The organism is Amycolatopsis sp. NPDC051071 (assembly GCF_040682875.1).
Taxonomy (GTDB): domain Bacteria; phylum Actinomycetota; class Actinomycetes; order Mycobacteriales; family Pseudonocardiaceae; genus Amycolatopsis.
In genome coordinates, this window is record NZ_JBFBBY010000184.1 from 1 (window position 1) to 13,343 (window position 13,343).

12 protein-coding genes and 1 riboswitch are annotated in these 13,343 nt (G+C 67.8%); of the genes, 7 read left to right on the top strand and 5 right to left on the bottom strand.

Features of this window, described 5'->3' with window-relative positions:
- Positions 1-84 precede the first annotated feature (84 nt).
- Positions 85-747, bottom strand: a complete 663-nt coding sequence (locus AB0M65_RS35365; RefSeq protein ID WP_364037919.1) for a TetR/AcrR family transcriptional regulator C-terminal domain-containing protein — start codon at positions 745-747, stop codon at positions 85-87.
- 81 nt (positions 748-828) lie between these two features.
- Between AB0M65_RS35365 and AB0M65_RS35370 the strand changes: the two genes are divergently transcribed.
- Complete coding sequence (locus tag AB0M65_RS35370; protein ID WP_364037922.1) at positions 829-1,437, top strand: nitroreductase family protein; 609 nt, start codon at positions 829-831, stop codon at positions 1,435-1,437.
- Between the two features lie 19 nt (positions 1,438-1,456).
- Positions 1,457-3,736, top strand: a complete 2,280-nt coding sequence (locus AB0M65_RS35375; protein WP_364037925.1) for an AAA family ATPase — start codon at positions 1,457-1,459, stop codon at positions 3,734-3,736.
- Between the two features lie 47 nt (positions 3,737-3,783).
- On the opposite strand, the gene AB0M65_RS35380 is transcribed toward AB0M65_RS35375, so the two are convergent.
- Together AB0M65_RS35380 and AB0M65_RS35385 are read right to left on the bottom strand one after the other, a co-directional pair.
- The gene (locus AB0M65_RS35380; protein ID WP_364037928.1) at positions 3,784-4,467 is read right to left on the bottom strand and encodes a LytR C-terminal domain-containing protein; all 684 of its coding nucleotides are present in this window, start codon (positions 4,465-4,467) and stop codon (positions 3,784-3,786) included.
- Entirely contained in the window at positions 4,464-4,775 is a 312-nt protein-coding gene (locus AB0M65_RS35385; protein ID WP_364037931.1) for a DUF3263 domain-containing protein, read from the bottom strand. Before AB0M65_RS35385 ends, AB0M65_RS35380 begins: the two co-directional genes overlap by 4 nt.
- A 158-nt stretch (positions 4,776-4,933) precedes the next feature.
- On the opposite strand from AB0M65_RS35385, the gene AB0M65_RS35390 reads away from it, so the two are divergent.
- Positions 4,934-5,512 carry a peptide deformylase gene (locus AB0M65_RS35390; protein ID WP_364037934.1) on the top strand — a complete coding sequence of 193 codons (579 nt, stop codon included), beginning with the start codon at positions 4,934-4,936 and terminating at the stop codon, positions 5,510-5,512.
- A 109-nt stretch (positions 5,513-5,621) separates the two neighbouring features.
- Here the strand turns inward: AB0M65_RS35390 and AB0M65_RS35395 are convergent, their stop codons facing one another.
- Entirely contained in the window at positions 5,622-7,796 is a 2,175-nt protein-coding gene (locus AB0M65_RS35395) for a glycoside hydrolase family 15 protein (RefSeq protein WP_364037937.1), read from the bottom strand.
- A gap of 276 nt (positions 7,797-8,072) precedes the next feature.
- Positions 8,073-8,203, top strand: a riboswitch (TPP riboswitch).
- Here AB0M65_RS35395 and thiC point away from each other — a divergent pair.
- Together thiC and thiD (AB0M65_RS35405) are read left to right on the top strand one after the other, a co-directional pair.
- The gene (gene thiC, locus AB0M65_RS35400) at positions 8,197-9,840 is read left to right on the top strand and encodes a phosphomethylpyrimidine synthase ThiC (protein WP_364037940.1); all 1,644 of its coding nucleotides are present in this window, start codon (positions 8,197-8,199) and stop codon (positions 9,838-9,840) included. It overlaps the preceding riboswitch by 7 nt.
- Positions 9,837-10,652 carry a bifunctional hydroxymethylpyrimidine kinase/phosphomethylpyrimidine kinase gene (gene thiD / locus AB0M65_RS35405; RefSeq protein WP_364037943.1) on the top strand — a complete coding sequence of 272 codons (816 nt, stop codon included), beginning with the start codon at positions 9,837-9,839 and terminating at the stop codon, positions 10,650-10,652. The genes thiC and thiD (AB0M65_RS35405) overlap by 4 nt, the downstream gene beginning before the upstream one ends.
- 163 nt (positions 10,653-10,815) lie before the next feature.
- Here thiD (AB0M65_RS35405) and AB0M65_RS35410 read toward each other — a convergent pair whose 3' ends face one another.
- The gene (locus AB0M65_RS35410; RefSeq protein WP_364037946.1) at positions 10,816-11,214 is read right to left on the bottom strand and encodes a helix-turn-helix domain-containing protein; all 399 of its coding nucleotides are present in this window, start codon (positions 11,212-11,214) and stop codon (positions 10,816-10,818) included.
- A gap of 88 nt (positions 11,215-11,302) precedes the next feature.
- Here AB0M65_RS35410 and AB0M65_RS35415 point away from each other — a divergent pair, with 88 nt between their 5' ends.
- Positions 11,303-12,226 carry an NADP-dependent oxidoreductase gene (locus AB0M65_RS35415; RefSeq protein WP_364037949.1) on the top strand — a complete coding sequence of 308 codons (924 nt, stop codon included), beginning with the start codon at positions 11,303-11,305 and terminating at the stop codon, positions 12,224-12,226.
- Between the two features lie 55 nt (positions 12,227-12,281).
- Positions 12,282-13,112 (top strand): bifunctional hydroxymethylpyrimidine kinase/phosphomethylpyrimidine kinase, encoded by an 831-nt coding sequence (thiD, locus tag AB0M65_RS35420; protein WP_364037952.1) that lies wholly within the window; start codon positions 12,282-12,284, stop codon positions 13,110-13,112.
- Positions 13,113-13,343 lie beyond the last annotated feature (231 nt).

Consider the following 13,343-nt stretch of genomic DNA (forward strand, 5'->3'; position numbering starts at 1 on the left):
CATGAAGGCCCCCTTGCTTGCGCTAGGCGCAAGCAAGGGGGCCTTCATGTACTTGGGGCCGCGAGCGATAGCAAAGGTCCCTTGCTATCGGACGGAAGCACCGAGACCGCCGATCAGCAGGTCCAGCTGAAATTCGAAGTCCTGCAGGCAGTCGCCGTCCAGCATCGACGGCAGCACCCGGTGCAGGGCAGGCAGCTCACGAGCGGTCACGAGCCGCTGGAACCAGGCGTCGACCGGCTCGGCACGCACCTCAGAACCACGCACGTCAGAACCACCCGCCTCGGAAACGCCACCGGAAAGCCCGACGGATTCGGTCAGCACGGCTCCGAAAATCAGCCCCATCAGCGACCGGTAGCCCCGGGCCGCGTCGCGTTCGGAGAGTCCGGCGTCCAAGAGCGCCGTGAGCATCGCGTCGATGAACTTCAGTGCCCCCACCGAACGCGGGTTGGCCTGGTCGGTCGCCAGAGCACGCACGACGACCGGGTGGCGCGAGAAGGCCGAGTACAGGCCAACGGTGAGCTCTCGCAGTCGCGAGTCCCAAGGACCGGGAGCGGGCAGCGGCACGCTTTCGAAGACCCGCGCGGTCAACCCGTCGAGCAGATCGCCCTTGTTCGCGACGTGGTTGTACAGCGACATCGCCTCGACACCCAGCTCAGCGGCCAGTTTTCGCATCGACAGCCCGGCAAGGCCGTGTTCGCTCGCGAGCCGCAGCGCGGCGTCGAGCACCTTCTCCCTGCTGAGCGCCATACCAAGAATCTACCGCTAGCCCCTTACGCCGTAAGTACTTACATCGTATGCTTACGTCGTAAGTCACCCTGGGAGGCATCAATGGACGTCGAAACACTGCTCACCACCACCCGCTCGGTCCGTCGCAAACTCGACTTCGACCGGCCGGTTTCCACCGATCTGCTCAAGGACTGCCTCCGCATCGCGCAGCAGGCCCCGGCCGCGGGCAGTCTCCTCGACGCCGCGCGTTGGGTGGTCGTGACCGACCCGGCCCTGCGCGCCCCCATCGCCGAGATCGTCCGCGAAGACGCCATCGCCACGATGAAGCGCTACGAGCACCTCGTCGATCCGTCCGCGTTCACCTCGGCGAGGTACCTCGTCGACAACCTGGAGCGCGTCCCGGCGCTGGTGATCCCGTGCCTGACCGGCCGGCCGCCCGAGAGGCACATCGAGCAAAACGCGTACTACGGCTCGTCGTACCCGGCGATCTGGAGCTTCCAGCTCGCACTGCGTGCCAAGGGTCTCGGCAGTTCGATGTGCGCCTACCACCTCGCCGAGCACGAGGCCGAGGTCGCCGGACTCCTCGGAATCCCCGGCGACGTCACGCAAATCTCCTTGCTGGCCGTCGCGTACACGACCCAGCGGGAGTTCCGGCCCGCCAAGCGGCCGCCACTCGAGCGGATCGCCCACTTCAACGGCTGGGCGGCCTGAGCCTGGATAGGGTGACGGGGTGAGCGCACCCCAGATCACGCTGACCGTCCGGCACACCCCGTCCGCACTGGACTCCCGCCGCGGCGTCGTCCGGCTGCATCCCGAAGTCCTCGACGCGCTCGGCCTGATGGCCTGGGACGCCGTCCGCCTCACCGGCGCACGCGTCAGTTCCGCGCTGGCCGCCCCGGCGGAAGCGGAAGGGATCCCGGGCGTGATCCTCCTCGACGACGTCACGATGTCGAACCTCGGCGTGACCGAAGGTTCGGAGGTCGTTGTCGCGCCGGCGGAGGTGTCGGCGGCGAAGACGGTCACCGTGTCGGGCTCGCGGATGGCCAGCGTGTCGCTCTCCCCGCACACCCTGCGGCTCGCCCTGATCGGCAAGGTGCTCACCGTCGGCGACGCGGTTTCCCTGCTCCCCCAAGATCTCGCCCCCGCCCCGGGGTCCGACGTCTCCGCGGTGCGCGGCCAGCTTTCCCGCGCCATCGGCATGACGTGGACGAACGAACTGCTCACCGTCACCGCCACCGAGCCGTCCGGGCCGGTCGCCGTCGGACCGTCCACTGTGGTCAGCTGGCGCGACGGCGCCCGTACCGGCGAGGCCGCACCCGCCGCCGTACCGGCCCGAGCCGGGACGACGCTGGTGCGGAGCACGCCCAGCACCCCGCACGAGGACTTCATCGACGCCGAGATCGTCGAGGACGAGCAGGCCGACGAGGTGGCCGAGGAAATCGTGCCACCACTTTCCGATCTCGCCGGTTCCGAATCCGCCGCGCGCAAACTCGCCGAATGGTTCGACCTGGCCTTCCACCGTCCCGAACTGCTGGCGAAGCTGGGCACGTCGGCGCACCTCGGCGTCCTGCTGTCCGGCCCGGAGGGCGTCGGCAAGGCGACGCTGGTCCGCGCCGTGGCGCAGGCCGAGAAGGTGCGAGTGGTCTCGCTGGCCGCGCCGAACATCGCCGTCCTCGATCCGAACGTGGCGGCCGCGCGCCTGCGCGAGGCGATCGCGCAGGCCACCCGCGACGAAGATCCCGCCGCCCTGTTGATCACCGACGTCGACGCGCTGCTGCCCGCGTCCCAGCCGCCACCGCTCGCGACGGTCGTCCTCGACGACCTGCGCAAGGCGTTGCGCAACAAGGGTTTCGCCGTCATCGCCACCACTGGTCGCGCCGAATCCACCGATCCGCGGCTACGTGCCGCCGACCTGCTCGACCGCGAACTCGGCCTGCCGCTGCCGGACGCCAAGACCCGCACGGAACTGCTGCGTGTCCTGCTGCGTGACGCCCCGCTGGAGACCGGCGTCGACGTCGGCCCGATCGCCGAGCGCACGCCCGGTTTCGTGGCGGCCGACCTCATCGCGCTCCGCCGTGACGCCGCCCTCCGCGCCGCGCTGCGGCAGCGTGAAGCCGACGAGCCGCGGATCTCCCAGCAGGATCTGCTCGACGCGCTGACCACCGTCCGCCCGATCTCGATGTCCACTTCGGACAATCTGGCCACCGGCGGGCTCACCCTCGACGACGTCGGCAACATGGTCGACGTCAAGCAGTCGCTCACCGAGGCGGTGCTGTGGCCGCTGCGCTACCCGGACTCGTTCGCACGTCTCGGCGTCGACCCGCCGCGTGGCGTGCTGCTGTACGGGCCGCCCGGTGGTGGCAAGACGTTCCTGGTGCGGGCGCTCGCCGGCACCGGCGCGCTGAACGTGTTCGCGGTCAAGGGCGCCGAACTGATGGACAAATGGGTTGGCGAGTCCGAACGCGCGGTGCGGGAACTCTTCCGCCGCGCCGCCGAGGCCGCGCCGTCGCTGATCTTCCTCGACGAGATCGACGCGCTCGCCCCGCGCCGTGGCCAGTCATCGGACTCCGGCGTGTCGGACCGGGTCGTCGCGGCGCTGCTGACCGAATTGGACGGTGTCGAGCCGATGCGCGAGGTCGTCGTCCTCGGCGCGACGAACCGGCCGGAACTGGTCGACCCGGCGCTGCTGCGGCCGGGACGGCTGGAGCGCCGCGTCTACGTCCCGCCGCCGGACACGCACGCGCGCGAGGCGATCCTGGCCGCCAGCGCGAAGAACACCCCGCTGGCGTCCGATGTGGACCTGGCGGCGTACGCGGCCACTTTGGACGGTTACTCGGCGGCGGACTGTGCGGCGCTGATCAGGGAGGCCGCGCTGACCGCGATGCGGGAGTCGCTGGAGGCCAAGGAGGTCACCGCCGCGCATCTGACGAAGGCCGCCAAGGCGGTGCGGCCGTCGCTCGACCCCGCCCAGCTGGCGGCACTGGAGGCCTACGCCCAGAACCAGGCATGAGAAAGGGCCCTCGCTCACCCGGAGCGAGGGCCCTCCTTTCTGAACGGCTAGGAGCCGGTCTTGCCGTTGGTCTTGTAGTTGTTCGTCACGATGATGATCACGCCGGGGGCGGCCTTCTGGATGCCTTCGAAACGCGGCTCGGCGCGGAACCCGAACTCGAGGGCCAGCGCCTTCGCGGCGGCCTCCTCGTCGGTACCCGGCCGGAAGTAGGCCGTGGTCGCCGGGATCACGCCGGAGGAGTAGTTGCTGACCTCTTCGACCTTCCAGCCCGAGGCACGGAAGTCGTCGGCGGCGCGTGCGGCGAGCCCGTGGATGGTGCTGTTGTTGTAGACGCGCACGGTCACCCACTTGTTGGATGCCTGCTGGTCGCCGCCAGGCTGCCCGGGGCCCGGTTGCCCCGGTTGCCCCGGCTGTCCGGGTTGCCCGGTCTGGCCGGGCTGCCCCGGCTGACCCGGCTGGGTTCCCGGCGGCGCGGAACTCGCGGGCGGGCTCGACGGCGAGGCCGACGACGCGGGCGGCGAGCCGGCCGGAGGCGAACCCGGTGCCGGGGACGACGGCGAGACCCCGCCGTCCGAGGTCGTGGGCGTGGAACCGGGCGGAGTGGCGGTGTCCGAGTCACCGCCGCTCGTGGCCAAGGTGATCCCGCCGACCACGGCGGCGATCACGGCGACACCGACCAAGGCCAGTCCGGCGGCCTTCATCGGCCGGGACAGACCCGAAAACAGACTCATGAGAGATCGATCCCCAGTCGCCGGGCCGCGCGATTGCGCTGCCGGGCCGCTCGCGTCTTTCGCAGGCGCTTGACCAACATCGGGTCGGCCTGCATGGCCTCGGTCTTCTCGAGCAGCCGGTTCAGCAGCTGGTAATACCGCGTCGTCGACATCGAGAAGCGTTCACGGATGGCCTGTTCCTTCGCGCCGGCGTACTTCCACCACTGCCGTTCGAAGGCGAGCATGTCGAGTTCGCGCTCACTGAGGCCGCTCACGGTCTCCGACGGGGACGGCTGGTCGGGCTCAGCCATCGACTCCGCGGCGTCCATCTGACTCCTCGCAATCAGGTCAGTGCTCGGCGGGCGTGTAACCACAGGCTTGTCGTTCCGCGGCGCCATTAGACCACGGAACCGATGCCCGGCCTCCGCATCGGCGTCGGCGCGTCATGGGTAAGGGTGTATCAGAAGGGTCCGACTAAACTGCGCGCGTGACCGTCCATCCCATCGTGATCGCCGGCGAGCCCGTGCTGCACAACCCGACTCGGGAGATCACCGAGTTCGACGACAAGCTGCGCACCCTCATCGACGACATGTTCGAGACCATGTACGCCGCCGAAGGGGTGGGCCTCGCGGCCAACCAGATCGGCCTCGACCTGCGCGTGTTCGTCTACGACTGTCCCGACGACGAGGGCACGCACCACAAGGGCTTCGTGGTGAACCCGAAGCTCGAGACGTCGGAGATCCCGGAGACGATGCCGGACCCGGACGACGACTGGGAGGGCTGTCTCTCCGCCCCCGGTGAGTCGTATCCGACCGGGCGCGCTTCGTGGGCGAAGGTCACCGGCGTCGACGCCGAAGGTAACCCGATCGAGGTGGAGGGCACCGGGTACTTCGCGCGCTGCCTCCAGCACGAGACCGATCACCTGGACGGCTTCCTCTACCTCGACCGGCTGGTCGGCCGCCACGCGCGGGCGGCGAAGAAGATGCTCAAGTCGAACAAATGGGGTGTCCCGGGCAACTCCTGGCTGCCCGAGGCCGCTCCCGAGTCCGAGTCCGCCGACGACTGACCCACGTGTCAGGAAAGGGTCTTTCAAGACATTTTATGTCCTGAAAGACCCTTTCCTGACATTTACCCGAGCCTGGCATTGACCGTGAGGGTAGGCAAGCAGGCTGGACTCAGCAGCCCAGGAAGTGGCACCGCACCACCCGCGGCTGCTCGATCACCGCACCGGCCCGCACCGACCAGGCGAGCCGGAGGTACTGGGCGTGCGTCCAGGCCAGCGGGGTCGCGGACGCCGTCGGGGTGCCCGCAGGGAAGCCCGTTTGACCCGATGGGGCGTTCTCGTCCCAGACCTGCTCCGGCATGGTGTCGCCGGAACTGCTGACGCGCCCCAGGTCGCGAAGGCGCTTCGCGGCCGTAGCCCGATCACCGGCAGCCAGGTCGTATTCGCCGCGTTCACCCGCGAGCAGTGGCCAGAGTCGCCCGAAAGTGGTCCGGCTTTCGGCCGGGAACGTGTAGTCCCACGGTGAGCCGTCGGCCTTCTCGCCGTAGCCGTCCTTCGTGTATCGGTGCCAGAACTGACCCTTCGGGGTGGTGAACGCGATGTCGGCGTCGGTGACCTTGATGCTGTTGCGGATCACCGGATCGTCGGCGCGATAGATGCCAAGCCTCACCAGTTCGAGGAAACCGGCGTCGGTCACGGCACGCTGGTCCGTGGTCACGCTGGAGTTGCCCAGGTTGTACTTCGTGCCGTTGTTCGCGTTGCCGTCCTTGGTCAGCCGGACGAAGTACGGGTCCTTCGACAGCGGACCGTTCGTGGTCACCGTCCACTGGGTGAGCTTCGCCTTGAACGCGTCGGCCGTCGCGAGATAGCGCCGCGCGTCGTCGGCGGCACCGTTCGCCTTGGCGATGTCGGCCGCGCAGACCAGACCGGCGAGCACGGACGCGATCGTCGATGGCGAGTAGCCGTCCTGTTCCTCCCAGCGCTCCTGCTGGCTGTACGGCGAGGCGTGGCCGTTGTCCGCCTTGTAGGACAACAGGAATTCCGCCGCCTTGCGCACGCCTTGCCAGGTTTTCGCGTCGGTGCGGCCGAGCTGCTTGGCGAGCACGATCGGCAGCGCGGTCTCGTCGAGCTGGATGGACTTCCAGTACGGCGTGCCGTCGACGTGGCTGTTCTGCGGCAGATGACCGTCCGGCAGCTGCTGGGTACCGAACATGTAGTCCACGGAACGGTTCGCGGCGTCGCGATCACCGGCGGCGAGCAGACCGGTCGCGATCTGGTAGAGGTCGCGCGGCCACACCAGGTGATAAGTACCCGACGGCGACCACTCCGGGTCGTTGTTGCCGAACCGCCACGGCATACTCGGCGACGCGATCAACGCGCCCTGGTGAATCTTGTCCTCACTCGCCGCGAGCATGAGCACGGACGCCTTGTAGAGGTCGCGTTCCTGTTTCGTCTTGAGTGACGACGGCACGTCCTTCACCTGACGGAGGTACTGCTTCCAACCGCGTTCATACGAACGGGCGGCATCGACGAATCCGCGCCGCTGCGACGCTTTCGCGTTGGCGAGTGCGTCGGAGTCCTTCGCGCCCATGCCAAGCGAAAGCGTGAAGTGCCGGGCGCGGACACCGTCGGCGACTGTCTGCCCGGTGAGCAGCACGTTGCCCTTGGCCGCACTCGCGTAATCCTTGAGAGTGAAGGACTTCGTCAACTGGGTAAGGCCATCGGACGAACCCGCGTAGCCCACGCTGGTGCGGGAGAACGCCGGTTCCGCGGTCAGCGCGGCCGCCGTCTTCGCGTCGGACGCGACGGCGCTCGCGCCCTGTGATCGGGCGGAGTCGTCGGATCCCTCGTTGGTGAGGTCGGGATCCGCGACGGCGTACACCTGGTACGGGCGGCCTGTCAGCGAAACGAAGTCGACGTCGATCAGCACACTCGCGCGTGCCGTGTCGGTGACGTAGGTCTTGCGGAGCTTCCAGCGGCGCTGGTCGTCGGTGATGGTCTGCTCGTAGGTGAGGCCGTCGGCGTCGGTGCGGCGCACCTGCTGCGACTTGGCCGAAGAGTCGACGGTGGCGAAACTCTTCCCGTCGGTGACGACGAGGTCGAGCGAGCGGACACCCGGCGTGGACAGATCCGGGTAGTAGACCTCGGAGAGACGGCCGCCCTGGAGGGTGAACCAGACGTTGCTCGCCCTGTCGCGGGCGGTGCCGAAGCCGGTCTTGTTCGCCGGGAGCCAGCTCGGATGGGCCCCGGGCGCGCCGGGCGCCCCACCACCCTGTGCCCCCGCCACGGCCGGGACCAGCCCGGCGATCAGCACCCCGGCCAGCGCCGGGAGTAAGAGTTTTCGCATGTCGACCCCAGACTTCTGTAACGGTGCGGAGCATCGGAATTCTGTCGTGAATCCCGTGCGCGCACATGCTCCAAACCGGTGAACCGGTAACGCTGTCGACTTGTCGATCATGCAAGTAGAGGACTGGTTGCGGTAGTTGCACGCGCATGGATCGCAACCAGTCCTCTACTTGCGCGGGAGGGGTGCACGTCAGGCGGTGTCCTGGTCGGCTTCGGAGTGACTGTCGCCCTGGAGGGTTGATTGCGGGAGCCTCCGCGTGGCATGGTCGGGGCACAACCAAACAACCGCGGGAGCTCGCGCCATGGCGGGCTGAGAGGGCGGCTGGAGTCTTTCTAGGGGACCCGGTGCCGCCGACCGCATGAACCTGACCGGGTAATGCCGGCGTAGGGAGTGAACGTCGTTGACGACGCTTGAGAACGCCAAGAACATCACGCCGACCGTGACCACGGGGCCGATCACCGGTTCCCGCAAGGTCTACAACCAGACGGAATCCGGTCTCCGGGTCCCCGCGAGGCGGATCGATCTTTCGAACGGCGAGCATTTCGACGTTTACGACACCTCGGGTCCGTACACCGACGACGACGCGCAGATCGATGTCCACAGTGGACTGCATCGGCTGCGTGCGGGCTGGGCCGATGGCCGCGAGCACAACACGCAGCTGGGCTGGGCCAAACAGGGCGTCATCACCCGCGAAATGGAGTACGTCGCGGCACGCGAGCGCTGCTCGCCGGAATTCGTGCGGGACGAGGTCGCGCGCGGCCGCGCGGTGATCCCCGTCAACCGCAAGCATCCGGAGTCCGAGCCGATGATCATCGGCAAGAAGTTCCTGGTGAAGATCAACGCCAACATGGGCAACTCGGCCGTCTGGTCGTCCGTGGAGGAAGAAGTCGACAAGATGGTGTGGGCAACCCGATGGGGCGCCGACACGATCATGGACCTCTCCACCGGCAAGCGGATCCACGAGACCCGCGAGTGGATCGTCCGGAACTCGCCGGTCCCGGTCGGCACCGTGCCGATTTACCAGGCACTGGAAAAGGTCAACGGTGAACCGGAAAAGCTGTCGTGGGAGGTCTACCGCGACACCATCATCGAACAGTGCGAGCAGGGTGTGGACTACGTCACCGTGCACGCCGGCGTGCTGCTGCGTTACATCCCGCTGACCGCGCGCCGGGTCACCGGCATTGTCTCGCGCGGCGGCTCGATCATGGCGGCCTGGTGCCTCGCACACCATAAGGAATCGTTCCTGTACACCAATTTCGCCGAACTCTGTGAGATCTTGCGCGAATACGACGTCACCTTCTCACTCGGCGACGGCCTGCGTCCCGGATCGATCGCCGACGCGAACGACCGCGCGCAGTTCGCCGAACTGGAAACCCTTGGCGAGCTCACGCATATCGCCCGCGAACACGACGTCCAGGTGATGATCGAGGGCCCCGGCCACGTGCCGATGCACAAGATCAAGGAGAACGTCGAGCTTGAGGAAAAACTGACCGGCGAGGCGCCGTTCTACACCCTCGGCCCGCTCACGACCGACATCGCGCCGGCGTACGACCACATCACCTCGGCGATCGGCGCGGCGCAGATCGGCTGGTACGGCACGGCGATGCTCTGCTACGTCACGCCGAAGGAGCACCTCGGCCTGCCGAACCGCGATGACGTCAAAACCGGCGTGATCACCTACAAGATCGCCGCGCACGCCGCGGACCTGGCCAAGGGGCACCAGTACGCGCAGGAGTGGGACGACGAGCTTTCCAAGGCCCGCTTCGAATTCCGCTGGAACGACCAGTTCAACCTGTCGCTGGACCCGGACACCGCGCGCTCGTACCACGACGAGACGCTGCCCGCGGAACCGGCGAAGACGGCGCACTTCTGCTCGATGTGCGGGCCGAAGTTCTGCTCGATGCGCATCACACAGGACATCCGCAAGTACGCCGATGAACACGGACTGTCCACTGTGGAAGCGATCGAAGCCGGTATGTCGGAGAAGTCGAACGAGTTCGCCGAGCACGGCAACAAGGTCTACCTGCCGGTGGTCAATCAGTGACGTCCACGCCCAGGACCGCCCTCACCATCGCCGGATCGGATTCCGGTGGTGGTGCGGGCATCCAGGCCGATCTACGCACGTTCTTCGCCAATGGCGTGCACGGGATGGTCGCGCTCACCGCGGTGACCGTGCAGAACTCGCTGGGCGTACAGGGTTTCAGTGAGATACCGGTCGATGTCGTCACCGGCCAGATCAAGGCCGTCGCCACCGACATGGGCGTCGACGCCGCCAAGACCGGGATGCTCGCCACGGCCGAGATCATCAACGCCGTCGCCAAAACCCTCGACGAGGTCCACATCGGACGGAACACTTCGACGCCGTTCGTCGTGGATCCCGTCGCCGCGTCGATGACCGGTCACGCTTTGCTGCGCGAAGAAGCATTGGAAGCCATCCGCACCGAGCTTTTCCCGCGTGCCACGCTGATCACGCCGAACCTCGACGAGGTGCGGCTGCTCACCGGCGTTCGCGTGACCGGGTCCGTGACCCAGCGGGAAGCGGCGAAAGCGTTGCTGGAGTTCGGTTCCGAGTGGGTACTGGTGAAGGGCGGGCATCTCGACGCGGCACAGGACTGCGTGGACCTGCTGTCCGACGGCAAGTCGTGGGTCGAGCTGAGCGGGCCGCGCTTCGACACGCCGAATACGCACGGCGGCGGGGACACAATGGCTTCGGCGATCACGTCTTCGCTGGCGAAGGGGGCCGATGTTCCCACCGCGGTCGCCGAGGGGAAACGCTTCATCGAGCGTTGTGTGGCGGAGTCGTATCCGCTGGGGGCGGGTGTGGGGCCGGTTTCGCCGTTCTGGCGGCTGCGGTAGCGAGGTCTGAAGCGCGAGTGTCAGGAAAGGGTCTTTCAGGACACTTTTTGTCCTGAAAGACCCTTTCCTGACACTCAGCGGGCACTGAGGTGCGGCGCGTCCACAGCCCAGTACCAGTTGTCGCCGACTTCCCGATGAAGTCCGGATGCCCGCCGGGCGGGCTTCAGCCGACGGGTTCCAGCACCCGTGAGTCGTAGCTCTTCCGGGACTCCAGGATCCCGTCGAAGTTGGCGATCGACCATTCGCTGACCGCCATGAGCAGCGTGCTCGCGCCGGTGCCGCGTTCGGTCAACGCGTACTCGACGGTGGGCGGCGTGGTCGGGTACACCGTCCGGGTGACCAGGCCGTCGCGTTCGAGTGCACGCAGGTTCTGGGTCAGCATCTTCTGGCTGATCCCGCCGACGGCGCGGCGCAGCTCGCCGAACCGGTGCGCACGCCGCGACAACGCGCCGAGCACCAGCGCGGTCCACTTGTTGGCGAGCAAATCGAGGACGTCTCGGCACGGGCAGTTCCGCAGGTAGATGTCCCACGGCGATTCCGGCACTTCACAGGTGGTATCCATCAGGTACCTAGTTTACCTATAAGTGCCTTCTGGCGAGAAGTGACCAACGCGCCGAGGATGGAGATCACCAACAACGGAGGAGCTTTCAATGCGTGTCGTGACCCAGCAGCGGCTTGGTGGCACCGAGGTGCTGGAGGTGACCGAGACCAGCCGTCCGGTGCCCGGCCCGACGGAGGTGCTCGTGCGGGTGCGTGCCGCGGGTATCAACCCGGTCGACTGGAAGACCCGGGCGTACGGCGTCTTCATGGGCGAGCCGCCGTTCGTCCTCGGCTGGGACGTCTCCGGGGTGGTGGAGGAACTGGGTGCCGGGACGACGCACTTCGCCGTCGGCGACGAGGTCCTCGGCTTCCCGTGGTTCCCCCGGCAGGCAGGCGGCTACGGCGAATACGTGACGGCCCCCGCCCGCCAGTTCGTGCGCAAGCCCGCGAACCTGACCCACGAAGAGGCCGCCGGACTCCCGCTCGCCGGGCTCACCGCATGGCAGGGCCTGGTCGACATCGCCGGTGTCCAGCCTGGACAGCGGGTGCTGATCGACGCGGCGGCGGGCGGTGTCGGGCATCTCGCCGTCCAGGTGGCGAAGGCTCGCGGCGCGTACGTGCTGGGCACGGCGAGCGCCGGGAAGCACGACTTCCTCCGCGCGCTCGGCGTCGACGAGCCGATCGACTACCACGACGAGACCGCGACGGCGTCCGGCGTGGACGTCGTGTTCGGGCTGGTCGGCGAGCAGAGCGACCTGCGCTGGCTGGACTCGGTGAAGCCGGGTGGCTTGCTGATCGCGGTTCCGGGTGGCGTGAGCGAAGCCGTTGCCGCCAAGGCCGAAAAGCTCGGCGTGCGGACGTCGGGGATGCTCGCCGAACCCGATCAGCTCGGCCTGCTGGCACTGACCGGCCTGATCGAGAAGGGCGAACTGCGCGTCCACGTCGACCAGACCTTCCCGTTGGAGGACGTCGCCAAGGCCCACGAAGTCGGCGAAGGCGGCCGTGTCACCGGGAAGCTCGTCTTGACCGTGTAACCGGTGTCGCCCGGACCTGGGTTGAACCAAAAACACGAGCCGGGAAAATGAACCCATGAGCGAGAACCCCAGCCCGCCGTCGGCGCTGACCATCGCCGGCTCCGACTCCGGCGGCGCGGCAGGCCTGCAGGCCGATCTGCGCACGTTCCTCACCTGCGGGGTGCACGGTCTGGTCGCGGTCACCGCGGTGACCGTCCAGAACACCCTCGGTGTGCACGACCGCACCGACATCCCCGCGCGGATCGTCGCGGGGCAGATCGAGGCCGTCGCGGCCGACATGGGTGTCAACGCGGCCAAGACCGGCATGCTCGCCTCGGCCGAGATCATCCACGCCGTCGCCGCCGCTTGCGACAAGGCCGAGATCGGCCGCGACGCGAAGGTGCCGTTCGTGGTCGATCCGGTCGCGGCGTCGATGCACGGCCATCCGCTGTTCGACGAGGCCGGTCTGGTGGCGCTGCGGGACGAACTCCTGCCGCGCGCGACCGTCCTCACGCCCAACCTGGACGAAGTCCGCCTGCTCACCGGGTTGACGGTGACCACCCGCGAGCAAATGCACCAGGCGGCCGTCGCCCTGCACCGGCTCGGGCCGAAATACGTCCTCGTGAAGAGCGGTCACCTCGTTTCGGATCCCGAGTGCGTCGACGTGCTCTTCGACGGCACTACGTTCGTCGAACTGCCCGGCGAGCGGTTCGCGACGCAGCACACGCACGGCGCCGGGGACACGATGGCGTCGGCGCTGACGGCCGGTCTCGCGAAGGGGATGTCCGTCGTGGAGGCCGCCCGCTACGGCAAGTGGTTTGTCTCACACGCGGTCGAAAACGCCTACCCCATGGGAGCGAAGGTCGGCCCGGTTTCGGCGTTTTGGCGGCTTGCGCCGGAGCACTGAGCACACGTCCTCGTGAGTGATTTGGGTCGTTCTAGCGAAGGGTGTTTAGGTACCTACGGCGGGTGAGCCGGGTAGCGGCCGGTCCTTGAAGGACTCCTTGAGGGCACCAGTCACCACGGCGGCGCGTGAAGGACCCCGCACGCTGGAGCACTGGATCGAAGCCGGTCTCGAAGCGGGCAGGCACCGGGAGCTGGTCGCCGAACTGGTCACGCTCACCAAGGAACACCCGTG

Excerpts from the sequence above, each read along its gene's own strand:
- AB0M65_RS35415 (WP_364037949.1), top strand. The coding sequence starts at position 11,303 with ATGCGTGTCGTGACCCAGCAGCGGCTTGGTGGCACCGAGGTGCTGGAG.
- AB0M65_RS35365 (WP_364037919.1), bottom strand. The coding sequence starts at position 747 with ATGGCGCTCAGCAGGGAGAAGGTGCTCGACGCCGCGCTGCGGCTCGCG.
- thiD (WP_364037952.1), top strand. The coding sequence starts at position 12,282 with ATGAGCGAGAACCCCAGCCCGCCGTCGGCGCTGACCATCGCCGGCTCC.
- AB0M65_RS35370 (WP_364037922.1), top strand. The coding sequence starts at position 829 with ATGGACGTCGAAACACTGCTCACCACCACCCGCTCGGTCCGTCGCAAA.
- AB0M65_RS35410 (WP_364037946.1), bottom strand. The coding sequence starts at position 11,214 with ATGGATACCACCTGTGAAGTGCCGGAATCGCCGTGGGACATCTACCTG.
- AB0M65_RS35395 (WP_364037937.1), bottom strand. The coding sequence starts at position 7,796 with ATGCGAAAACTCTTACTCCCGGCGCTGGCCGGGGTGCTGATCGCCGGG.
- AB0M65_RS35380 (WP_364037928.1), bottom strand. The coding sequence starts at position 4,467 with ATGAGTCTGTTTTCGGGTCTGTCCCGGCCGATGAAGGCCGCCGGACTG.
- AB0M65_RS35385 (WP_364037931.1), bottom strand. The coding sequence starts at position 4,775 with ATGGACGCCGCGGAGTCGATGGCTGAGCCCGACCAGCCGTCCCCGTCG.